Annotated in this window: 22 protein-coding genes and 1 riboswitch; of the genes, 12 read left to right on the forward strand and 10 right to left on the reverse strand. The window is 69.4% G+C overall.

The features are described 5' to 3' along the window. Positions 1-25 precede the first annotated feature (25 nt). A complete protein-coding gene (locus BM199_RS28650) occupies positions 26-2,314 on the forward strand; it encodes an AAA family ATPase (protein WP_091678074.1) in 2,289 nt (762 codons plus the stop codon). Between the two features lie 12 nt (positions 2,315-2,326). Here BM199_RS28650 and BM199_RS28655 read toward each other — a convergent pair whose 3' ends face one another. After that, positions 2,327-3,019: a LytR C-terminal domain-containing protein gene (locus BM199_RS28655; protein ID WP_091678076.1), complete on the reverse strand. Its 693-nt coding sequence runs from the start codon at positions 3,017-3,019 to the stop codon at positions 2,327-2,329. Beyond that, positions 3,016-3,384 carry a nucleoid-associated protein NapA gene (napA, locus tag BM199_RS28660; RefSeq protein WP_091678079.1) on the reverse strand — a complete coding sequence of 123 codons (369 nt, stop codon included), beginning with the start codon at positions 3,382-3,384 and terminating at the stop codon, positions 3,016-3,018. Before napA ends, BM199_RS28655 begins: the two co-directional genes overlap by 4 nt. Positions 3,385-3,610: 226 nt before the next feature. Here napA and BM199_RS28665 point away from each other — a divergent pair, with 226 nt between their 5' ends. From BM199_RS28665 to thiD (BM199_RS28675), 3 genes are all read left to right on the forward strand, one after another. Beyond that, complete coding sequence (locus tag BM199_RS28665; RefSeq protein ID WP_091678172.1) at positions 3,611-4,171, forward strand: peptide deformylase; 561 nt, start codon at positions 3,611-3,613, stop codon at positions 4,169-4,171. A gap of 211 nt (positions 4,172-4,382) precedes the next feature. Then, a complete protein-coding gene (gene thiC / locus BM199_RS28670) occupies positions 4,383-6,044 on the forward strand; it encodes a phosphomethylpyrimidine synthase ThiC (RefSeq protein ID WP_177242840.1) in 1,662 nt (553 codons plus the stop codon). Further along, entirely contained in the window at positions 6,041-6,874 is an 834-nt protein-coding gene (gene thiD / locus BM199_RS28675; RefSeq protein ID WP_091678082.1) for a bifunctional hydroxymethylpyrimidine kinase/phosphomethylpyrimidine kinase, read from the forward strand. Before thiC ends, thiD (BM199_RS28675) begins: the two co-directional genes overlap by 4 nt. Here thiD (BM199_RS28675) and BM199_RS28680 read toward each other — a convergent pair. Beyond that, positions 6,802-7,965, reverse strand: coding sequence for a phosphatidylinositol-specific phospholipase C domain-containing protein (locus BM199_RS28680; protein WP_245788855.1), 1,164 nt, complete (start codon positions 7,963-7,965; stop codon positions 6,802-6,804). The two genes, thiD (BM199_RS28675) and BM199_RS28680, sit on opposite strands and share 73 nt — an antisense overlap. A gap of 95 nt (positions 7,966-8,060) precedes the next feature. Here BM199_RS28680 and thiD (BM199_RS28685) point away from each other — a divergent pair, with 95 nt between their 5' ends. Both thiD (BM199_RS28685) and BM199_RS28690 read left to right on the forward strand, forming a co-directional pair. Beyond that, complete coding sequence (gene thiD, locus BM199_RS28685; RefSeq protein ID WP_091678084.1) at positions 8,061-8,927, forward strand: bifunctional hydroxymethylpyrimidine kinase/phosphomethylpyrimidine kinase; 867 nt, start codon at positions 8,061-8,063, stop codon at positions 8,925-8,927. A gap of 61 nt (positions 8,928-8,988) precedes the next feature. Further along, complete coding sequence (locus BM199_RS28690; protein WP_091678087.1) at positions 8,989-9,804, forward strand: ion transporter; 816 nt, start codon at positions 8,989-8,991, stop codon at positions 9,802-9,804. A gap of 156 nt (positions 9,805-9,960) precedes the next feature. Here the strand turns inward: BM199_RS28690 and BM199_RS28695 are convergent, their stop codons facing one another. From BM199_RS28695 to thiO, 4 genes are all read right to left on the reverse strand, one after another. Then, positions 9,961-10,398 carry a MarR family winged helix-turn-helix transcriptional regulator gene (locus BM199_RS28695; protein ID WP_091678089.1) on the reverse strand — a complete coding sequence of 146 codons (438 nt, stop codon included), beginning with the start codon at positions 10,396-10,398 and terminating at the stop codon, positions 9,961-9,963. A gap of 110 nt (positions 10,399-10,508) precedes the next feature. Next, the gene (gene thiG, locus BM199_RS28700) at positions 10,509-11,291 is read right to left on the reverse strand and encodes a thiazole synthase (protein WP_091678092.1); all 783 of its coding nucleotides are present in this window, start codon (positions 11,289-11,291) and stop codon (positions 10,509-10,511) included. Between the two features lies 1 nt (position 11,292). Further along, positions 11,293-11,493, reverse strand: a complete 201-nt coding sequence (thiS, locus tag BM199_RS28705) for a sulfur carrier protein ThiS (RefSeq protein ID WP_091678094.1) — start codon at positions 11,491-11,493, stop codon at positions 11,293-11,295. Next, complete coding sequence (gene thiO / locus BM199_RS28710) at positions 11,490-12,623, reverse strand: glycine oxidase ThiO (protein WP_091678180.1); 1,134 nt, start codon at positions 12,621-12,623, stop codon at positions 11,490-11,492. The genes thiS and thiO overlap by 4 nt, the downstream gene beginning before the upstream one ends. Positions 12,624-12,631: 8 nt before the next feature. Next, positions 12,632-12,740, reverse strand: a riboswitch (TPP riboswitch). A 32-nt stretch (positions 12,741-12,772) separates the two neighbouring features. Between thiO and thiE the strand changes: the two genes are divergently transcribed. Then, complete coding sequence (gene thiE / locus BM199_RS28715) at positions 12,773-13,441, forward strand: thiamine phosphate synthase (RefSeq protein WP_091678183.1); 669 nt, start codon at positions 12,773-12,775, stop codon at positions 13,439-13,441. A 7-nt stretch (positions 13,442-13,448) separates the two neighbouring features. On the opposite strand, the gene BM199_RS28720 is transcribed toward thiE, so the two are convergent. Both BM199_RS28720 and BM199_RS28725 read right to left on the reverse strand, forming a co-directional pair. Next, on the reverse strand, positions 13,449-14,309 hold the full coding sequence (locus tag BM199_RS28720) for a hypothetical protein (RefSeq protein WP_218160459.1): 861 nt from the start codon (positions 14,307-14,309) through the stop codon (positions 13,449-13,451). A 153-nt stretch (positions 14,310-14,462) separates the two neighbouring features. Beyond that, entirely contained in the window at positions 14,463-15,221 is a 759-nt protein-coding gene (locus BM199_RS28725) for a GntR family transcriptional regulator (RefSeq protein ID WP_091678100.1), read from the reverse strand. A gap of 170 nt (positions 15,222-15,391) precedes the next feature. On the opposite strand from BM199_RS28725, the gene BM199_RS28730 reads away from it, so the two are divergent. Continuing rightward, positions 15,392-16,447 (forward strand): SIS domain-containing protein, encoded by a 1,056-nt coding sequence (locus BM199_RS28730; RefSeq protein ID WP_245788857.1) that lies wholly within the window; start codon positions 15,392-15,394, stop codon positions 16,445-16,447. After that, entirely contained in the window at positions 16,444-17,400 is a 957-nt protein-coding gene (locus BM199_RS28735; protein ID WP_245788859.1) for an N-acetylglucosamine kinase, read from the forward strand. The genes BM199_RS28730 and BM199_RS28735 overlap by 4 nt, the downstream gene beginning before the upstream one ends. Positions 17,401-17,564: 164 nt before the next feature. Here BM199_RS28735 and BM199_RS28740 read toward each other — a convergent pair whose 3' ends face one another. Continuing rightward, the gene (locus BM199_RS28740) at positions 17,565-18,239 is read right to left on the reverse strand and encodes a DUF3159 domain-containing protein (protein WP_091678108.1); all 675 of its coding nucleotides are present in this window, start codon (positions 18,237-18,239) and stop codon (positions 17,565-17,567) included. Between the two features lie 269 nt (positions 18,240-18,508). Between BM199_RS28740 and BM199_RS28745 the strand changes: the two genes are divergently transcribed. The 3 genes from BM199_RS28745 (at position 18,509) to BM199_RS28755 (ending at position 20,497) form a co-directional block, all read left to right on the forward strand. Then, the gene (locus tag BM199_RS28745) at positions 18,509-19,339 is read left to right on the forward strand and encodes an SGNH/GDSL hydrolase family protein (protein ID WP_091678111.1); all 831 of its coding nucleotides are present in this window, start codon (positions 18,509-18,511) and stop codon (positions 19,337-19,339) included. Between the two features lie 62 nt (positions 19,340-19,401). Continuing rightward, positions 19,402-20,061, forward strand: coding sequence for an OmpA family protein (locus tag BM199_RS28750; RefSeq protein WP_091678113.1), 660 nt, complete (start codon positions 19,402-19,404; stop codon positions 20,059-20,061). A 13-nt stretch (positions 20,062-20,074) separates the two neighbouring features. Further along, the gene (locus BM199_RS28755) at positions 20,075-20,497 is read left to right on the forward strand and encodes a hypothetical protein (protein ID WP_091678116.1); all 423 of its coding nucleotides are present in this window, start codon (positions 20,075-20,077) and stop codon (positions 20,495-20,497) included. Positions 20,498-20,588 lie beyond the last annotated feature (91 nt).

Below are 20,588 nucleotides of genomic sequence, written 5' to 3' on the forward strand. Positions count from 1 at the left end.
GCTCGAACGACGATAGTGTGGCGGGGTGACGTCCTCCCAGCATCGCTCATCCCCGCAGATCACCCTCACCGTGCGCCACACGCCGTCCGCTTTGGACTCGCGGCGCGGAGTCGTGCGGCTGCACCCCGAGGTACTCGACGCGCTCGGCCTGCGCGCCTGGGACGCGGTCCGGCTGACCGGTGCACGGGTGAGCGCGGCGCTCGCCGCACCTGCCGAACCCGGCGGCCCGACCGGGGTGGTGCTCGCCGACGACGTCACCATGTCAAACCTCGGGGTGACCGAGGGAACCGAGATCGTGCTCGGGCCGGTCGAGGTCAGCGCGGCCAGAACGGTCACGGTAGCCGGATCCCGGCTCGCCTCGACGTCACTCACGCCGTCGATGCTGCGGCTCGCGCTGATCGGCAAGGTACTCACCGTGGGCGACGCCGTGTCCCTGCTGCCACAGGACCTAGCGCCCCCACCGGGCGCGGACCTGTCCACCGCTCGCACCAAGCTTTCCGGGGCGATCGGCATGACCTGGACGAGCGAACTGCTCACGGTCACCGCTGCCGAGCCGGAAGGAACAGTCGCGATTGGTCCGTCCACAGTAGTCCGATGGCGGGATGGGGCGGGCCGGTCCGACCAGGAACCGGCTCCAGCGGCCACCGTGCGGGGTGGCGGTGCGGACCAGATCCCGGTGAGCACCACACAGCCCGCCGCGGAGATCCTCGATGCGGAACTCGTGGAGGATCTGCAGGACACCGAAGAGGCGCTGCCAGTGGCCGACCTCGCCGGTTCGAGCGCGGCGGCACGTAACCTCGCCGAGTGGTTTGACCTCGCCTTCCACCGGCCGGAACTGCTCGCCCGGCTCGGCACCTCAGGCAGGCTCGGAGTGCTGGTCTCCGGTCCCGAAGGGGTCGGCAAATCCACACTGGTGCGCTCCGTGGCCCACGCCGAGAACGTACGAGTCGTCCCACTGGCCGCGCCGACCGTCGCGGTACTCGGTCCGGACGCCGCCGCGGCGAGGGTGCGCGAAGCGGTCACACTGGCAGCCGACGGCAACCAGCCCACAGTGCTGCTGCTCACCGACATCGACGCCCTGCTGCCCGCGAGCCAGCCACCTCCGGTTGCCACCATCGTGCTCGAACAACTGCGCACGGCCATGAGCAGGCCGGGGTTCGCGGTGGTCGCGACCACCGCGCATCCGGAGTCCGTCGATCCGCGACTGCGCGGCCCCGAGCTGCTCGACCGGGAGATCGGGCTGGCACTGCCGGACGCCCGCGTCCGGTCGGAGCTGCTTGCCGTGCTCTTACGGGAGGCGCCCATGGAACACGGGGCGGACCTCGGAGTCATCGCCGAGCGCACGCCCGGTTTCGTCGCCGCGGACCTGGTCGCGCTCCGCAGGGACGCGGCCCTGCGTGCCGCGCTCCGGCAGCGGGAGACCGCGGAACCCCGGATCTCCGAGGCTGACCTGCTGGAAGCGCTCGCCACCGTACGCCCGATCTCCATGTCGACGTCGGACACTCTCGCCACCGGTGGGCTGTCACTGGACGATGTCGGCGACATGACCGAGGTCAAGCAGTCACTGACCGAGTCGGTGCTCTGGCCACTGCGCTACCCCGACTCCTTCGCCCGGCTCGGCGTGGCCCCGCCACGCGGAGTGCTGCTCTACGGGCCACCCGGCGGCGGCAAGACCTTCCTGGTGCGGGCACTGGCCGGCACCGGCGCGCTGAACGTCTTCGCCGTCAAGGGCGCCGAGTTGATGGACAAATGGGTCGGTGAATCCGAACGAGCCGTACGGGAACTGTTCCGGCGGGCGGCCGATGCCGCACCGTCACTGATCTTCCTCGACGAGATCGACGCACTCGCGCCGCGCCGCGGACAGTCCGGCGACTCCGGCGTCTCCGACCGGGTGGTGGCCGCCCTGCTCACCGAGCTGGACGGGGTCGAGCCACTGCGGGAAGTCGTCGTGCTCGGCGCGACCAACCGGCCGGAGCTGGTCGACCCCGCGCTGCTGCGGCCGGGACGGCTCGAGCGCCTGATCTACGTCCCGCCGCCCGACCAGGAGGCCCGGGCCGACATCCTGCGGGCGAGTTCACGGAACACGCCGTTGGCGGACGACGTCGATCTCGACGCCGTCGCGGTCACTCTCGACGGTTACTCGGCCGCGGACTGCGCGGCGCTGATCCGGGAGGCGGCTCTCACCGCGATGCGCGAGTCACTGGAGGCGGAGGAGGTCACCGCCGAGCACCTCGCAGCGGCCCGCGAAGCTGTGCGGCCCTCCCTCGACCCGGCGCAGCTCGCGGCACTCGAGGCCTACGCGCGGGGGAGGTGACCCCCGCGGTCGTTACTTACCGCTCTTGCCGTTCGACTGGCCGTAGTCGTTGGTGACGATCACGATCACACCGGGTGCGGAGTCCTTGATACCGGCGAACCTGGGCTCCGACCGCATTCCGAAGCTCGCTGCCAGTGCGTCTGCCGCGGTCTGCTCGTCCGTACCCGGCCGGTAGTACGCCGTGGTGGTCGGGATGATCCCCGACGAGTAGTTCGCGACCTCACCGACGTTCCAGCCCTGTCCGCGCAGGTCCTCGGCCGCTTTGCTGGCGAGGCCCTTGGTCGTGCTGTTGTTGTACACGCGGACGCTGACCCATTTGGCCGAAGCCTGCCGGTCCTGCTGCGATCCGTCGGCCCCCGGCGCGGGAGGTCCACCGGGCTGACCTGGCTGTGGCTGACCGGGCTGACCTGGCTGCCCCGACTGCTCCGGCTGCCCGGTCGGGTCAGCCGGGTCCGAGGGCTCGCCGGACGTTCCCGGCGGCGTGCTGGTGTCGCCCGGGGAACTCGGTGGCGAACTTCCGTCCGGGCCACTGGTGCCGGGGTCACTCGGCGAACCTGGCGCCGACGTCGAAGGCGGCGCGGCGGTGTTGTCCCCGTCGCCGTTGGTCAACAGGGTCACCCCGCCGATCACGGCCGCGGCGGCCGCGACAGCGAGCAGGCCGATTCCGGCCGCGCGGGCCGGGCGAGACACTCCACCGAAACTCATGACAGCTCGATCCCCAACCGGCGTGCCGCGCGCGTGCGCTGTCGGCTGGCTCGCATCTTGCGCAATCGCTTGACCAGCATCGGGTCGGCACGCATCGCTTCCTGCTTGTCGATAAGTTGGTTCAGAATCTGGTAGTAGCGGGTCGAGGACATCGCGAAGATCTCCCGAATGGCCTGCTCCTTGGCGCCCGCGTACTTCCACCACTGGCGCTCGAACGCCAGCACTTCCTGCTCACGGGCCGAAAGCGCATCGGCGGGCGCGACCGGGGACTTGGCGGAGTCGGAAGACGCCGACGACACAGGCGGCCCAGACGGCGCGGACGAGGACGACTGGTCCTGGCGGGCCGTCGACTCCGCAGCGTCCATCTGACTCCTCGCAATCCGATCCGTAGGCGAGCATGCCCGAATCACACGGCTGTGATTCCCGCGAGGCCATTAGATCACGGGCAGCAGTGTGTGCGCCGTCATCGCACCCGGCGCGTCACGAGCGGTTGTTCTTCAGTCGGATCTGTCAGTCAGTTCCCTGGCCGGATATTCCCCAGTACGTGGTTCGCCGCAGGTCTACCAGAGGGGTCTGACTAAAATGCGCGGCGTGACCGTCCACGCCATCCGCATCGCCGGTGACCCAGTCCTGCACGCCCCCACCCGCGAGGTGGTCGGCTTCGACGAGGAGCTGCGCACGCTCACCGAGGACATGTTCGAGACGATGTACGCCGCGGAGGGCGTCGGACTCGCCGCCAACCAGATCGGGATCGACCTGCGCGTCTTCGTCTACGACTGCCCCGACGACGAGGGCAACCAGCACAAGGGGCTCGTGGTGAACCCGCGGCTGGAGACCTCGGAGGTCCCCGAGTCGATGCCCGACCCGGACGACGACTGGGAGGGCTGCCTCTCCGCGCCGGGCGAGTCCTACCCGACGGGCAGGGCCAGCTGGGCAAAGGTCACCGGTTTCGACCTCGAAGGGCAGCCGATCGAGGTCGAGGGGACCGGGTACTTCGCGCGCTGCCTGCAGCACGAGACCGATCACCTGGACGGCTACATCTACCTCGACCGGCTGATCGGCAGGTACGCCCGCGAAGCGAAGCGGATGCTCAAGCGCAACAAGTGGGGAGTTCCGGGCAACAGCTGGCTGCCCGAGCCCGCGGACGTCTGAGAGGGCGTCTGACCGAAAGAATGGTGCGACGCCAGGGAAACCGACGCGCCCTTGGCAAGACCACCCCCGGCATGGCATGGTCGGGGAACAACCACACACCGCGGGAGCTCGCGCCATGGCGGGCTGAGAGGGTGGCTGGCCCCAACGGGGATCCGGTGCCGCCGACCGCATGAACCTGACCGGGTAATGCCGGCGTAGGGAGTGATCTTCGTTGACGACGCTGGAAAACAACGCTGCCGACATTCGTCCGAGCGTGACCACCGGACCGATCACCGGATCACACAAGGTCTTTCACCACACCGAGTCCGGCCTGCGTGTTCCCGCACGCCGGATCGACCTGTCCAACGGCGACCATTTCGACGTGTACGACACCTCCGGCCCGTACACGGACACCGACGTCACAATCGACGTCCACAAAGGACTGCACCCGGTGCGTAGCGGCTGGATTGACGGCAGGGAGCACAAAACCCAGCTGGAATGGGCGAAAGCAGGAGTCGTCACCCGTGAGATGGAGTTCGTGGCGGCCCGGGAGCGGATGGATCCGGAATTCGTCCGCACGGAGGTCGCCTCCGGCAGGGCGGTGATCCCGGTCAACCGGAAGCACCCGGAGAGCGAACCGGCCATCATCGGGAAGAACTTTTTGGTGAAGGTCAACGCCAACATGGGCAACTCCGCCGTGTGGTCCTCGGTGGAGGAAGAGGTCGACAAGATGGTGTGGGCCACCCGCTGGGGCGCCGACACGATCATGGACCTCTCCACCGGAAAGCGGATCCACGAGACCCGCGAGTGGATCATCCGCAACTCGCCGGTCCCCGTCGGCACGGTGCCGATCTACCAGGCACTGGAAAAGGTCGACGGTGAGCCGGAAAAGCTCACCTGGGAGATCTACCGGGACACGATCATCGAGCAGTGCGAGCAGGGCGTCGACTACATGACGGTGCACGCCGGGGTACTGCTGCGGTACGTCCCGCTGACCGCGCGGCGAGTCACCGGCATCGTCTCCCGTGGCGGATCGATCATGGCCGCCTGGTGTCTTGCGCACCATCAGGAGTCGTTCCTGTACACGCACTTCTCGGAGCTGTGCGAGATCCTCCGGGAATACGACGTGACGTTCTCCCTCGGCGACGGCCTGCGCCCCGGCTCGATCGCCGATGCCAACGACAGGGCCCAGTTCGCCGAGCTGGAGACGCTGGGCGAGCTCACCCACATCGCCCGCAACCTCGGCGTGCAGGTGATGATCGAGGGGCCAGGACACGTGCCGATGCACAAGATCAAGGAGAACGTGGAGCTGGAGGAGAAGCTCTGCGGCGAGGCTCCCTTCTACACACTCGGTCCACTCGCGACGGACATCGCACCTGCCTACGATCACATCACCTCGGCCATCGGCGCGGCCCAGATCGGCTGGTACGGCACGTCCATGCTCTGCTACGTCACACCCAAGGAGCACCTGGGACTGCCCAACCGCGATGACGTGAAGACCGGTGTGATCACCTACAAGATCGCGGCGCACAGCGCCGACCTCGCCAAGGGACACCCGCACGCCCAGGACTGGGACGACGAGTTGTCCAAGGCACGTTTCGAGTTCCGCTGGAACGACCAGTTCAACCTCTCGCTCGACCCGGACACCGCGCGGGCGTTCCACGACGAGACGCTTCCCGCCGAGCCGGCCAAGACGGCCCACTTCTGCTCGATGTGCGGGCCGAAGTTCTGTTCGATGCGGATCACCCACGACGTTCGCAAGTACGCCGAGGAACACGGACTTTCCACCGTGGAGGCGATCGAGGCCGGGATGCAGGAGAAGTCGGCGGAGTTCGGCGAGCACGGCAACAAGGTCTACCTGCCGGTGGTGGAGCAGCCGGCCGCCCCGTCATGACGGCCACACCGCGGACGGCCCTCACCATCGCCGGATCCGATTCCGGCGGTGGTGCGGGCATCCAGGCAGACCTCCGCACGTTTTTCGCCTGCGGGGTGCACGGCATGACCGCCATCACGGCTGTCACCGTGCAGAACTCGCTGGGCGTGCAGGGATTCACCGAGATCGACACCGAGACCGTGGTGGCCCAGATCAAAGCGGTCGCCGGGGACATGGGTGTCGACGCGGCCAAGACCGGCATGCTCGCCACCGCGGAGATCATCGGCGCGGTGGCGAAGACGCTCGACGATGTCCACATCGGACGAGACACGAACGTCCCGTTTGTCGTGGATCCGGTGGCCGCCTCGATGCACGGCAACGCCCTGCTGCGAGAGGACGCACTGGAGGCGATCCGCACGGAACTGTTCCCGCGCGCGACTCTGGTGACGCCGAATCTGGACGAGGTACGGCTGCTCACCGGTATCGAGGTGACCGGCCCGGACAGTCAGCGTGCCGCAGCGGACGCACTACTGGCGTTCGGTCCACAGTGGGTTCTGGTCAAGGGCGGGCACCTGTACTCGGACCCGGAGTGTGTCGATCTCCTCTCCGACGGCACGCACGTCGTGGAGCTGACCGGCAGGCGGCACGACACACCGCACACCCACGGCGGCGGCGACACCATGGCCTCGGCCATCACCGCCGGACTGGCCAAGGGACTCGGTGTTCCCGACGCGGTGGAGACGGGCAAGCGGTTCATCGAGCGCTCGGTCATCGAGTCCTACCCGCTGGGTGCGGGCGTAGGGCCGGTTTCGCCGTTCTGGCGACTGGACGACAGCGATCCGCGCGGCTGAGTGTTCGCACTCGCTCCGCGCGGCAGGACCTGGCCGAGTACCTGTGGCAGGCCGACCCAGTCGGAGGTGACCACCGAGGCGTTGGCGGTGGCCAGTTCGGCCACCCTTTGCGACGCGTCCTCCGCCGACGGTGTGCGGGAGTCGATCGCCGGTGCGACGTTGTGCGCGTCGGTCATCACCAGAATGTAGTGGTTGTCGTTGTACCACCCGGTATCGATGCCGTTCACGTAAGCGCTGGCGTCCCCGTCGAAGAGCACGAACCATGACCGCAGACCAGTATCGTCGTACCGCTGGCGTGGATCGCCTGCCTGCGCCCGGTGCACCGCGGGAAAGATCTGCGCCTCCCCGATCCTGCCCGCCGCGTGTAGTGACCGGAGGTGGCGTGCGTACTCGACGTCTGTCCACAGTGTATCTGTCGGATTTCCCTCCTCCACCGTACCCGGGATGACCTCGACGATCACTCTGCCGCGGAGGCTGTCCCTGCTCGGCCAGTTGTCCGCCCGCGCCGCCGCGTCCAACGACTCGTACTGTCCGAGCAACTCGGCGGGACGGAGGACCGCGTCGCCCAGGTGCGCACGCAGCGCCGAGTCCAGCCGCTGCGGCCCGAGTCCGTTGTTGCCGGAGAATCCGGTCTTCATCTCCAGTTTCAAGGTCAGCGGACCGCGCTCGGGATGCCGGCTCAGCCACAACCTGATGTTGTCCAGGCAGTGCTCGAGGTTCTTGTTCCTGCTCCCGGTGTAGAGATCGTCCGGCGAGTCAGCGGCGACACAGTTGTTGTCGTTGCCGAACGGGTTGCCATGGCTGACCTTCCACTCCTTGGTGATGATGTTCGGCCAGACGTCCAACTCGATCAGCGAGGCGCCGGAATCCAGGGAACTGGCCAGGTATTCGTAGGCGCTCTTCTCGTAGGTGTTGTGCACACCGACGGTGGTGACCGCGGAGACACGGACGGGATCGGCGACTGCAGGCGCGGCGACCAGTCCTCCCGTCAGGAGCGCACCGACGGTCAACACCGCTGGGAGAGCCCGCATCTTGGTCCCTTCACGTGGCAGGAGGACGGCTCGAACCCGCGCGCCCGTCAGCGGGCTCATCGCGCGTGCTCCACACTCTGGCAGTGAGCTGACCTTCCACTGAAGTGAAGACGGCCGGTCGGCCTACGACGGAAGGCGGGAAGGACACTGGGAATATGGATGACGTCAGCGATACGACCGCAACCGCACCGCCCGCGGCACTCACCATCGCGGGTTCGGACTCCGGTGGTGCCGCGGGTCTGCAGGCCGACCTGCGGACCTTCCTCACCTGCGGCGTACACGGGCTGGTCGCGGTCACGGCGGTGACCGTGCAGAACACCCTCGGGGTGCACGATCGCTCCGACGTGCCTGCCCGGATCGTGGCCGGGCAGATCGAGGCCGTCGCCGCGGACATGCCCGTCGGCGCCGCCAAGACCGGGATGCTCGCGTCCGCCGAGATCATCCACGCCGTCGCCACGGCCTGTGACACCGCGGGTATCGGGCGGGACCACACCATCCCGTTCGTCGTCGACCCTGTCGCGGCGTCGATGCACGGGCACCCGTTGTTCGACGCGGCCGGGCTGGACGCGTTGCGCGAGGAGTTGCTGCCGAGGGCCTCCGTGCTGACACCGAATCTGGACGAGGTTCGCCTCCTCACCGGTATCGAGGTCACCGAGCGGGAGCAGATGCGGGAGGCGGCCGTCGCGCTGCACGCGCTGGGACCGCGGGCGGTGCTGGTCAAGGGTGGGCACCTGACACAGGACCCGGAGTGCGTGGACCTGCTCTACGACGGCCGGACGTTCACCGAGCTGCCCGGGCCACGGGTGCGCACGACGCACACGCACGGCGCGGGTGACGCAATGGCTTCGGCGCTCACCGCGGGACTGGCCAGGGGCATGACCGTCGAGGACGCGGCCCGCTTCGGCAAGTGGTACGTGGGCAACGCCGTACTGCACGCCTACCCGATGGGCGCCAAGGTCGGACCGGTGTCCGCGTTCTGGCGGCTGGCGGAGGAGAACTGGAGCACGAAGGACCCCCGCTGATCGTGTTCGCCCGATAGCATTCGCGCGTTTGGGTTTCCGGCGAAACGTGAGGGGCAGCGCGATGAAATCCCGCGAGCGGCACCGGGATCAACTGCGACGGCTCGTGGAGAGCAAGGGCTTCCAGAACTTCATCATCTCGGTGATCGTGTTCAACGCCGTCACCCTCGCGCTGGAGACATCGAGCAGCGTCCTGGCCGCCTTCGGCGGGGTGCTGCACGCGCTGGACTACAGCGCGCTGGCGATCTTCGTACTGGAACTCCTGGTGAAGTTCTACGTCTACCGGCGGGATTTCTTCCGGGATTCGTGGAACGTGTTCGACCTGCTGGTCGTCGGCATCGCCCTGGTTCCGGCCGCGGGTCCGTTCGCGGTGTTGCGCGCACTGCGGGTACTGCGGGTGCTGCGGCTGATCTCCGTTGTGCCCTCGATGCGCAAGGTCGTCTCCGGGCTGCTCGCGGCCGTGCCGGGCATGGCCTCGATCGCGGCGCTGCTCGCGCTCATCGTGTTCGTGGCCGGCGTGATGTCGACCAAGATGTTCAGCGCGGTCTCGCCGGAGAACTTCGGCGATCTCGGCACGTCGCTGTTCACCCTGTTCCAGGTGATGACCGGGGAAGCGTGGCCGGACGTCGCGAAGGACGTGATGGAACAGGTCCCGATGGCGTGGATCTTCTTCGTCGTCTACATCCTCGTGTCCAGCTTCGCGGTGCTGAACCTGTTCATCGCGGTGGTGGTCAGCGCGATGGAGGACCAGCTGCGCGACGACCTGCGCGAGGAGGAGGCGAAGCAGACCGAGCAGCAGGCGGTGGCCAACGCCGAGATCCTCGCCGAACTGCGCGCCCTCCGCGCCGAGGTAGCCGCACTTCGCCACCACACCAACTGAGCATGGTGCGTCTGCAAGTACCACCAAGCAAGATCAACTTCGTCGCCAACTGCTACCAACCCACGGGGCCGCCTCTTTGGCTTGGTAGCAGTTAAGGCACGTGTTGATCTTGCTTGGGCGTACTTGCAGACGCTCCAACTGAGCCGGGGACGGCTGTCAGGGTTTCTCCTCGTCGGCCAGGAGGGCTTCCAGGGCCGGGAGTGCGGCTTCCAGGGCGGCGCGGTGCTCCGGGGACAGGCGGTCGATGCGCTTGCCGAGTTCCTGCACCCTCGTCGAGCGCACCCCGGAGACCAGCCGCTCGCCCTCCTCTGTCGCGGTGGCCAGCCAGGCGCGCCGGTCGATCGGGTCGGACTCGCGCCGGACGTAGCCCGCCTCGACCAGCGCGGCGACGATGCGCGACATCGTCGCCGCGGCCACCCCCTCTTTCGCCGCGAGGTCGCCAAGACGCAACTGCCCGAAGGCGACGAGCGTGGCCAGCGCGGAGATGGCACCGTGTCCCGGCCCCGGCGTGCCCGCCTGCCGGAGCGAGCGCGAGAGCCGGCCAACGGCGAGGAACAACCTGCCTGGAACGTCCTGTGCGGGCGACGTGGTCACCTGGCGCTCCTTCACGTGTGCGCGTCGTAGGTCCGTGCGTGACACGAACGGGAGAAATTTCGGTCCACCCTACGGGTCGGACGCGCTTTGCCTGCGCCGGAGTGACGCCGTCAGCGTGGCGGGCTCGACGCGTGCGCCCAGAACCGCTGCGGAATGCGTCCCGCTGCCCTGGCGAGCCTGCCGCCCGTGACGGCCGACCGCATCGCGAACGCCATCCGCTCCGGGTCCTGCGCCCTGGTGACCGCGGTGGACAGCAGAACCGCGTCGCACCCCAGCTCCATCGCCAGCGCCGCGTCGGATGCCGTGCCGATCCCCGCGTCGAGCACCACCGGCACACCGGCGCGGGCGACGATCAGCTCGATGTTGTGCGGGTTACGGATGCCGAGCCCGGTGCCGATCGGCGCCCCGAGCGGCATGACCGCGGCACAACCCGCCTCCTCCAGTCGCAGCGCGAGCACGGGGTCGTCGTTGGTGTACACCAGCACCGTGAAGCCGTCGGCGACAAGCTGTTCGGCGGCGTCGAGCGTTTCCACCGGATCCGGCAGCAGTGTCCGCTCGTCCGCGTGCACCTCGAGTTTGATCAGGTCGGTCTCCAGCGCCTCCCGCGCGAGCTGGGCAGTCAGCACCGCCTCGGCGGCACTTCGGCACCCCGCGGTGTTGGGCAGCAGCCGGATGCCGAGTCGCCGCAGCAGCTCCAGCACACCGGATCCGCCCTCTGCGTCGGCCCGCCGCATCGCCACGGTGGTCAGCTCGGTTCCCGAGGCGACCAGCGCCCGTTCCAGCACGGCGAGATTGCCCGCGCCGCCGGTGCCGATGATCAGCCGGGACCGCAGTTTGTGCTCCCCGATCACCAGCAGGTCGTCGCTGCCGTCGGTGACGACGTCTCCAGCCATCTCATCCTCCTTGCACTGCGGTCAGAATCTCGATGTGCGCGCCGGGGGACACGACGACCTCGGCCCAGCTGCCGCGTCGCACCACCTCCCCGTCGAGCGCGACCGCGACCCCGCGCTGGTTGGCGCCGACCTCCGCGAGCACCTCGGCCACTGTGCTGTCGTCGGCGAACTCGCGTTCGGTCCCGTTGACCTTGGCTCTCACGCAGATTCCTCCTGTGTCTCTCGCGTTCGGTCCGGGTGTGCGGCGACGGCCGGGGCGGGCGGCTCGGCGCCGGTCAGCAGCGCGACGACCGCGTCCGCGGTCACCGGGGCCAGCAGCAGACCGTTGCGGTGGTGGCCGGTGGCCGCGAGCACGCCGTCGGTGAGCGCCCCGATGTACGGCAGGTTGTCGGCACTCGCCGCCCGCAGTCCCGCCGCCGTCTCCACCAGCTCGTACTCGGCGATGGCCGGGAACACCCGCTCCGCGTTCTCCAGCAGCTCCCGCACGCCCCGCGCCGTCACCGTGGAGTCGAACCCGGCCTCGTACTGGGTGGCCCCGAGCACCAGCTCACCGTCCGCACGCGGCACCAGGTAACAGGGCCTGCCCTCGACGACCGCCCGGACCGTGCGGCGGGGCGGCGGCAGGCTCCCCCTGCGGGCCCGCAGGCGCAGGATCTCACCCTTCAGCGGACGTACCCGGTCGGCCAGTTCCGGGTGCAGCCCGCAGCTCCATGCGCCAGCCGCGAGTACGACGTGCGCGAACTCGGCCACCGAGTCACCGGTGCGCACCTCGGTGCGACTCACGGTCGTGACTGGCGCGGGCACGAAGCGCACACCCCGGCGGGATGCCGCGTCGATCAGGGCGTCCAGCAGCCGCCGGTTGTCCACCGCGAGATCGCCCGGCACGAGCAGGCCACCGCTGAGCGACGAACCGAGCCCCGGCTGGGTCCGGCGCAGCTCGCGACCACCGAGCACGCTCACCTCGCGCCCGAGGGAGCCGAGGTATCGCGCGAGCACGCTCAGTTGCTCGACGTCGGCTCGGTCTGCCCCCGCGACGACGGTCCCCGCGCCGGACAGTCCGGGGTCCGCGCCCTCCGCGCACAGGTCGTCGGCGAACCCGGGCCAGCGCCGCAGCGACTCCTCACCGAGGCGCAGGACGTCCTCCTCGCCTGGCCAGGCCTCGGCAACCGGCGCCAGCATCCCGCCCGCGACCCACGATGCACCTCGGCCAGGGGCAGGGTCGAAGACGGTCACGCCGAACCCCGCCACCGCGGCCCGCCAGGCCACGGACAGCCCGATGACCCCGCCTCCGACGACGGCAAGCGGCGGCGCCTCCGCGCTGTGTTCACTCATCGCTGTGTTCTTCAAGAACTCACGCTCCCTGCGCCGGCATGATCCGGATCAGGTTCCACGGTCGGAGCGGCTGCGGCTCCCTCTCAGCCCGTGCCTCGGGCTCCCGTGCGGACGCCCTCCACCGTATCGCGACGGCTACGGTGGACGCCATGCCCGGCCTCGAAGGACACCAGATCAGACAGCGGCTCGCCGACGCCCGGCTGTATCTCTGCACCGGCGCGCGGGGCTCACGGGGAGACCTCGCGGAGTTCGCGGAGGCGGCGCTCGCGGGCGGTGTGGACATCATCCAGCTGCGGGACAAGACCGACGGCGCCCCGCTGGAAGCGAGGCAGGAACTCGCCGCGTTCGAGGTGCTGGCGGAGGCCTGTGCCCGGCACGGGGCGCTGCTCGCGGTGAATGACAGGGCCGACGTCGCGCTCGCGGTCGACGCGGACGTGCTGCATCTCGGGCAGGACGACATCCCGGTCCCGCTCGCCCGCCGCATCCTCGGTGACGACGTCGTGATCGGCCGCTCGACCCATTCCGCCGGACAGGCCCGCGCCGCCGCCGAGGAGGTGGGAGTGGACTACTTCTGCACCGGCCCCTGCTGGCCGACCCCGACGAAACCAGGCCGCACGGCGCCGGGCCTGGATCTCGTCCGGGCGACGGCCGCGTTGGAACAGGATCGGCCGTGGTTCGCGATCGGCGGGATCGATCACGAGCGGCTGCCCGAGGTGCTCGACGCGGGCGCGGACCGGGTGGTCGTGGTCAGGGCGATCACCGAGGCCGAGGACCCGGAAGCCGCCGCACGCGAGCTCCGCGACCGCCTGGCCCGCTGACCGGCTCTCAGGAACCGTCGGCCTGTTCGCCGCCCACTCCGGACCCGGCACCACCGGCGTCTCCGCCGGAGTCGGCAGGCGGCGCTGAGGACTGGGAGCTGGGCACACTGCTGGCCGGCGGCTGCGAGGACTCCGTGCCTGTCGAGCTTTCCCCGGTCTCCGGCGGTGCGCTCGACTCGGGGGTGCTCGTCTCGGTGCTGCCGTCCTCGGTGCCCTGGTCCGGGGACCGGGACTCGGTGGGCTGCACATCCCCGCCCGTGCCCGCGGGCACTTCCTGCTGCTCGCGGCCCTGACCCGCACCGCCGCCGATGATCTTGCTGACCGTGTTCCCCGTACCGCCGGACACCGCGTTTCCGGTGGTCAGCTCGAAGCCGGTGAGCACCAGCATGCCGATCACGAAAGCCAGCACGCTGGTTCCGATGATCAACGGCCAGCGCAGCTTGCCGAGGCGGCGGTTGCCCGATTCACCATCCCCCTCGGCGACGAACATGGCCGTGTCGGCGGGGTCGGCCTTGTCGATCGCCGTGGTGTCGTGGGGCTCGGCTCCCGCCTCGACGGTCACCGGAACCGACCTCGGTTGCCGTGTGCGAGCGTCGGTGAGCGCGGCGATCATCCTGGTTCGGCGCGCGGCTTCCTTGGTGCGGCGCAACGAGCGGAGGTAGATCTCGCTGCCCACCGTCGTCGCGATACTGATGATTCCGGCGCCGAGTACGGTTCCGTACACTCCCAGTGACGACCCTACGAACGCGGCGGTGATGGCGGCCAGCGCGGCCGCGGCCACCTGGATGGGTTTTACCGCCGAGTTCTCCTCGGGCTCCTGCCCCTCCACCGGCCCTCTGTCCGGTCTTTCCGACTCTTGCGTTCTCATTCCCGCCCCTACTCGCGTTTCCCCACGTCTCAACGAGTAAGTCGGTTCAGATGCTCCCGTCGTTGCCTCACCGTGAGCACCGACACTAAAGGCAGTCCAGATTGGACAATAAGCCTACGTGGACCTCACAAATGCCCGGGAGACAAATGAAGATCAAGCGCGATAAAGGGTTGTGACGAATTTGTACCGGTCGCCACGGTAAATCGAACGGACGAATTCCACGGGCTTGCCGTCCGCCGCGAACGAGTGCCGGGACAGCAGCAGCATAGGCATGCCGACGTCCGCACCGAGCAGTTCAGCCTCCTGCGGGCCGGCGAGCGCGGTTTCGATGGTCTCCTCGGCACGCTCCATCTCGACCCCGTAGTGCTCCCGGAGCACGGCATAGAGCGAACCGCCCCCGGAGACGTGTTTGCGCAGGCCACGGAACCGGGCCAGCGGCAGGTGGGTGGCCTCGAGCGCCATCGGCTCGGCATCGGCGAGCCGGAGGCGGTGCAGGCGCAGCACCTTCGCCCCGGTGCGAATCCCGAGCAGTTTCGCCAGGTCTGCGTCAGCGGGGAGCTCCTCGATGTCCAGCAGCTTTGAAGAAGGCTCGCGGCCCTGTGCCCGCATATCCTCGGTGTAGGAGGACAGCTGTAGCCGTTGCGCCAGCTTGGGCTCGGCGGCGAAGGTGCCCTTCCCCTGAACCCGGTGCAGCCTGCCCTCGACCGTGAGGTCGGCCAGCGCCTGGCGGACCGTGGTGCGGGAGACGTTGAAGTCACCGGCCAACGCCCGCTCGGTGGGGATGGGCGACCCGGCGGGCAACGCCTCGAGCAGGTCCAGCAGATGCCGCTTGAGTGCCCAGTATTTGGGCTCGCGCTGCACCCGCGCCCCGGACACCTGTCCGGCTTCGCCTGCGGTGGACGTCTCCAACATGACCGACTCCTCGAACTCCGTGTCCCAACTCCTCCACACACAGCATGCCCTCTCGCGGGCGCTGTGGAGCCCCGGGGAGGAAAAGTACCCTTCGCACGTGTGCTGTCGACCAGCTAGCATTGGTCTAGACCTCATCCGACCACTCAGGTACCGCCGGAATCGGGAGCGAGATGACCAGCAGGGACAGCGGCCAACGACCTGGCCAGCACATGAGTGCCGAGGTCGCCCAGCAACCAGACATGCTGGCGGGCCTCGTTGACCGCAGGGGAGACATCGCCGAGGTCGCGAGGAGCATCGCCGCGCGGCCACCGCGGTTCGCGCTGCTCGCGGCCCGCGGCTCCAGCGACCACGCGGCGCTCTACGCCAAATACCTGATCGAGGTGCTGCTCGGCCTGCCCACGGGCCTGGTCTCGCCCTCCACCTCGACGCTCTACGGCGCCAAGCCCGATCTGCGGGACGTGCTGTTGATCTCGGTGAGCCAAAGCGGCGGTTCCCCCGACCTGCTCGAGGTCACCGAGGCGGCACGGCGCCAGGGTGCGCTCACCGTCTCGGTCAGCAACACCCCGTCCTCGCCGCTGCACAGTGCGGCGGAGCTCGCCGTCGACATCGGTGCCGGGCCGGAGAACGCGGTCGCGGCCACCAAGACCTACACCTCGACCTTGCTGGCGCTCTACCTGTTGATCGACGCCGTGCGCGGTGGCGAGGGCGCCCACGTGGCATCGATCGGCGAGCAGGCACAGCGCGCACTCGACAGCACCGAGGACGCCGTGGCCAGGGCGGTGGACCGCTACCGGTTCGTCGAGCGGGTCATCACGACCGGGCGCGGCTACTCCTACGCGAGCGCGGCGGAGTCCGCACTCAAGCTCGCCGAGACCAGCTACCTCGCCGCCCGCGCCTACAGCGGGGCCGACCTGCTGCACGGTCCGGTGGCCGCCATCGACGAGGACACCGCGGTGCTCGCCGTGACCAGCGCGGGCAAGGGCGGTGCGGCGATGCACGACGTGCTCGACGCCGTGACCGGCCGGGGCGCCGACGTGCTCGCGGTCGGCTCGGCCGCGGGAAAGGTGCCCGCGGCGGTGCGCATCGAGGTTCCGGAGACGACCGAGGAGGTCGCCCCCATCCTGGAGATACTGCCGATCCAGCGGCTCGCGCTCGGCCTCGCGCTGGCCAGGGGCGGAGATCCGGACCGCCCGCGCGGGCTGCAGAAGGTGACCAGGACCCGATGATGGACGGGCACGAGGGGCACGTCGTCGGCGTGGACGCAGGCGGTACGTCCACCAGGGCATTGGCCGTCGGCCCCGACGGGTCGATGCTCGGCAGGGGCCGATCCGGCGGAGCGAACCCGAACTCCCATTCCCCGGAGGATGCGACGGCGCACCTCGCCGAAGCGATCACAGCGGCGCTGAGCGGGCTGGACGCGGCGAGAACGCGCGCCTGTGTCGTGGGTATGGCCGGGGCGAGCAAGCTGAGCGACCCGGTCGTCGCCGAGGCGTTCGACCGGACCTGGGACGGGCTCGGGCTCGGCTGCCCGGTTCGCGTCGTGAGCGACGCGGAGGCGGCGTTCGCCTCCGCGACGACCGCGCCGGACGGCACGGTGCTGATCGCGGGCACCGGCTCGATCGCCGCGCGGATTCGCAAGCGCAGGCGCGTCTCGGTAGCCGGGGGTTACGGCTGGTTGCTCGGCGACGAGGGGTCGGCGTTCTGGCTGGGCAGGCAGGCCGTCCGGGCGACCCTGGACGCACTCACCGGCGGGCAGCCGATCGACGGGCTGTCGGCGACGGTCCTCGCCGAGGCGTTCGGCGAGTCACCCTCGGGCACACCGCTCGAGGTCGCGCACAAGCTGATCACCATGGCCAACGCCGAGGCGCCCATCCGGCTCGCCCGCTTCGCGCCGCTGGTGAGTGCGGCAGAGCAGCAGGGCGACCCGGCCGCGGCGAGGATCACCACGCGCGCCGCCGAACTACTGGTCGCGCAAGCGCTTGCGGCCCGGGAGCCGGGCGAGGACACGCCCGTCGTGCTGGTCGGCAGCGTCCTCAGCCAGTGTGGCCCGGTCGCGCGCGAGGTGCGCGCAGGACTGGCGGACCTCGACGTGCTGGGCAGTGCCGACGGCGAACTCGGCGCTGCCTGGCTAGCCGCGGTGGACGCCTACGGCGAGGACGCCCCCCGCCCCCAGCCGTAGGCAGCGCACATCAGCCTCGCTCGTACCTCACTCCGCGTGCAGGGCCTCCGCCTCACCGGAGTCAGCGCGCGCCATCACCCTTGCTCTCGGCGGCGAGCCGCAGGCAGCGCACATCAGCCTCGCTCGTACCTCGCTCCGCGTGCAGGGCCTCCGCCTCACCGGAGTCAGCGCGCGCCATCACCCTTGCTCTCGGCGGCGAGCCGCAGGCCGGGATGCTCCTGCGGGAGCGACTTGTGCAGGACCCAGCCGCTCACCGCGATCGTGAGCGCCACCAGTGGCCAGGAGAGCACCGTGCGGGCGACGCCGAGTGCCACCACCGCACCACTCCACCACAGCAGGCCGAACACGATCACCCTGATCGTGTACTGCAGCACCCAGATCCAACTGGCCCGCGAATAGGCCCGCAGGAGTGCGGGGTCCCGGCGCCAGCGGGTCCGCTGCCCGAGCAGCGTGCCCACCACGACGCCGAGCAACGGCCAGCGGAGCACGATGCTCGCGGACCACACCAGTGCGCTCGCGACGTTCGACAGCAGCTGGATCAGGAAGAAGTCCTCGGCGCGCCCGGTATAGAGCGCGATCAGCGCCCCGGCGATCACCGCTGTCAGGCTCACCACGACGGCCCGGGCCTTGCCGCCTCGGGAAAGCCGCACTGCGCCCACCACGATGCTCACCGCGATCGCGGCAGCCGCGCCCCAGGCGATCGAACTGTCGGCAACCAGCCAGCCCACCACGAAGGCCGCGGGCGGCAGGCTCGCGTCCACCGCACCGCCGCGCCCACCGAGCAGGGTGGCCAGCGATTCCCGCGCCGGGGCGGGCTCAGGCACGGGACTGTCGGTCACGTCCTATAGCGTGCCTCAAATCAGGCCAAGGGTCAGGCCCGGATGAGAGCTTCGTTACATCCATCCGTCCGCGACCCGGGCAGCGGCCGGTATTGACGGAAGACGCAGTAATGCGGATGCAGGATCGGCCGACAAAGGAAGAGACTGGGGACCCTCGTCGGAACCGACGGTGGCGAAGGGCAGGACTACCTGGGCAAGTCGGGATGTTGACCAGGGGACGGACGCACTTGGCGGGGATCGCACCAGGCGCGGATGGAGGGAGACGCAACGTGTACGCCTTCGACAGTTTTGTGGCACTCGGCGACAGCTTCACGGAAGGGCTCAACGACGCGCGGCCGGACGGCACGTTCCGCGGCTGGGCCGACCGTCTCGCCGAGATCCTCGCGGGAGGCCGTACCGGTTTCCAGTACGCGAACCTCGCGCTGCGGGGCAAGATGCTCGGCGAGGTCGTGGAGGAACAACTCCCGATCGCCCTGGAAGTCCGGCCGGATGTGGTCACGCTCTGCGCGGGCGGCAACGACATCATCGTTCCCGGTGCCGACGTCGACGCCGTCGCCGGACGGTTCGAGGCCGCGGTCGCGAAACTGCGCGCCGCCGGGATCAACGTCGTGATCTTCACCGGTCCGGACACCAAGCAGGTATCGGTGATGAACATCCTGCGGGGCAAGGTCGGGATCTACAACGCGCACCTCTGGGCCATCGCCGACCGATACGGTGCCAAGGTGGTCGATCTCTGGGCCATGGACGCGCTGCACGATCTGCGGGCCTGGAGCGACGACCGGTTGCACTTCACCGCGGAGGGGCATCGCCGCATCGCGCTGCGCACTGCCGAGGTGCTCGGTGTTTCCACGGAAGCGGACTGGCGCGAGCCGTGGCCGGAGAACGACGAGCACGCCACCTGGATCACCTCACGACGGTCAGATCTGGAATGGACACGAGCACACCTGCTGCCGTGGATCCGGCGGCAGCTGCGCGGTGAGTCCATGGGGGACGGCCTCGCGCCCAAGCGTCCACAGCTGATGCCGCTCATCGAAGCCGCGCCAGAGCCGCCCGCCATCGGCCTGGTCGACGTCGCCGCCTGCAACCAAGACCTGCGCTGATCCACCGATAGGCGAGGATTTCTCAAGTCGCATCGGGACCAGAGCGGGCTTACAGTCAGCCCATGTCCGGTCCACGCGGCTGGCTCCCGCTGATTCCGCTCGGGCTGCTGGTGACAGGGGTACTCACCCTGCTCGCCGGATGGACAACCGGGCAGGACATCGAAGCCGGTCTTACCGAGCGTTCCGCTGCCGCCCTTGCCGAGGAAGGGCTGGACGGCGGGACAGTCACGTTCGACGGGCGGGACGCCACTGTGGCTGGATTCGCCGGCGACCGGGCAGAGCAGGCCGCCGCTGTCGTGCGCTCGGTCTCCGGAGTACGTGTCGTCGAGCACGCGGGTGCCGAGACCACGAGCGGCTCCGGCGGGCAGAGCATCGAGGAGCTACAAGCCGAGATCGACCGGCTGCTGGAGGACGAACCCATCTCGTTCGTACCGGACACAGCCGAGCTGACCCAGGAGGGTGCGCGCACCGCGCAGCAGGTCGCCGAGCTGCTCACCGGGGCCGGCGGCTACGAGGTGATCGAGGTCGGCGGCCACGTCGCGGCGACTCCGGGAGACGAGTCCACCGCGATGTCGCTCTCCACCGACCGCGCCCAGACCGTGGTCGACCTGCTGGTTTCCGAGGGGCTACCGACTGGGCGGATCACAGCCAGGGGCTACGGCGCGACCCAGCCGCGCACCGACGGCGGCGACGACCGCCGGGTGGAGATCACACTGAGGTGAGAGAGGGATTGCCATGATGTGGCTGGCCGGGCAGATCTGGCTCTGGTTACTGATCTCCTTCGCGCTGGGGGCCGGGATCACCGGGTTTCTCCTGACCCGGCGGCAACCCGCCAAGCCAGAGATCAGTACTGCCGAGCAGCATCCGGAACCGGGCGGCCAGGACCGCGTCGGAACCCGGGCAGAGGACAGCGCAGGCTCTCGGGCCCACACCGAAGCTCCCGAACGGATCTCCGGTGACATCCCACTGCCCGCCGCGGCGTACGACCGGTTCGAGCCCCAGGACGACGATCTGACTCAGCAGATCAACCTCGGCGGTCAGTCGGGAACGCTTCCGCGCGATGAGAGCTGGCGCTCCAGGAACGAATGGCCGGGCGAGGACGACGGACACACCACCGAGATCGTGGACGACTCGGGCCACCGTCCGCGTGAGCGCTGAGACCGAACTGATAAATTCGAACATCCATGCGAGCGAAGGCCGCGCCGGGCCATCTGGGGAATCCATCGATGCGGCACGTGCCGTCCGCTGC

This window comes from Amycolatopsis marina, assembly GCF_900111885.1.
GTDB lineage: Bacteria > Actinomycetota > Actinomycetes > Mycobacteriales > Pseudonocardiaceae > Amycolatopsis > Amycolatopsis marina.

Bases quoted from the DNA above. Each gene is read 5' to 3' on its own strand.
- BM199_RS28720 (WP_218160459.1), bottom strand. From the start codon at position 14,309: ATGAGAACGCAAGAGTCGGAAAGACCGGACAGAGGGCCGGTGGAGGGG.
- BM199_RS28680 (WP_245788855.1), bottom strand. From the start codon at position 7,965: ATGAGCCCGCTGACGGGCGCGCGGGTTCGAGCCGTCCTCCTGCCACGT.
- thiO (WP_091678180.1), bottom strand. From the start codon at position 12,623: ATGAGTGAACACAGCGCGGAGGCGCCGCCGCTTGCCGTCGTCGGAGGC.
- BM199_RS28735 (WP_245788859.1), top strand. From the start codon at position 16,444: ATGATGGACGGGCACGAGGGGCACGTCGTCGGCGTGGACGCAGGCGGT.
- BM199_RS28725 (WP_091678100.1), bottom strand. From the start codon at position 15,221: ATGTTGGAGACGTCCACCGCAGGCGAAGCCGGACAGGTGTCCGGGGCG.
- BM199_RS28730 (WP_245788857.1), top strand. From the start codon at position 15,392: ATGACCAGCAGGGACAGCGGCCAACGACCTGGCCAGCACATGAGTGCC.
- BM199_RS28690 (WP_091678087.1), top strand. From the start codon at position 8,989: ATGAAATCCCGCGAGCGGCACCGGGATCAACTGCGACGGCTCGTGGAG.
- thiE (WP_091678183.1), top strand. From the start codon at position 12,773: ATGCCCGGCCTCGAAGGACACCAGATCAGACAGCGGCTCGCCGACGCC.
- BM199_RS28655 (WP_091678076.1), bottom strand. From the start codon at position 3,019: ATGAGTTTCGGTGGAGTGTCTCGCCCGGCCCGCGCGGCCGGAATCGGC.
- napA (WP_091678079.1), bottom strand. From the start codon at position 3,384: ATGGACGCTGCGGAGTCGACGGCCCGCCAGGACCAGTCGTCCTCGTCC.
- thiG (WP_091678092.1), bottom strand. From the start codon at position 11,291: ATGGCTGGAGACGTCGTCACCGACGGCAGCGACGACCTGCTGGTGATC.
- BM199_RS28755 (WP_091678116.1), top strand. From the start codon at position 20,075: ATGATGTGGCTGGCCGGGCAGATCTGGCTCTGGTTACTGATCTCCTTC.
- thiD (WP_091678082.1), top strand. From the start codon at position 6,041: ATGACGGCCACACCGCGGACGGCCCTCACCATCGCCGGATCCGATTCC.
- thiD (WP_091678084.1), top strand. From the start codon at position 8,061: ATGGATGACGTCAGCGATACGACCGCAACCGCACCGCCCGCGGCACTC.
- BM199_RS28750 (WP_091678113.1), top strand. From the start codon at position 19,402: ATGTCCGGTCCACGCGGCTGGCTCCCGCTGATTCCGCTCGGGCTGCTG.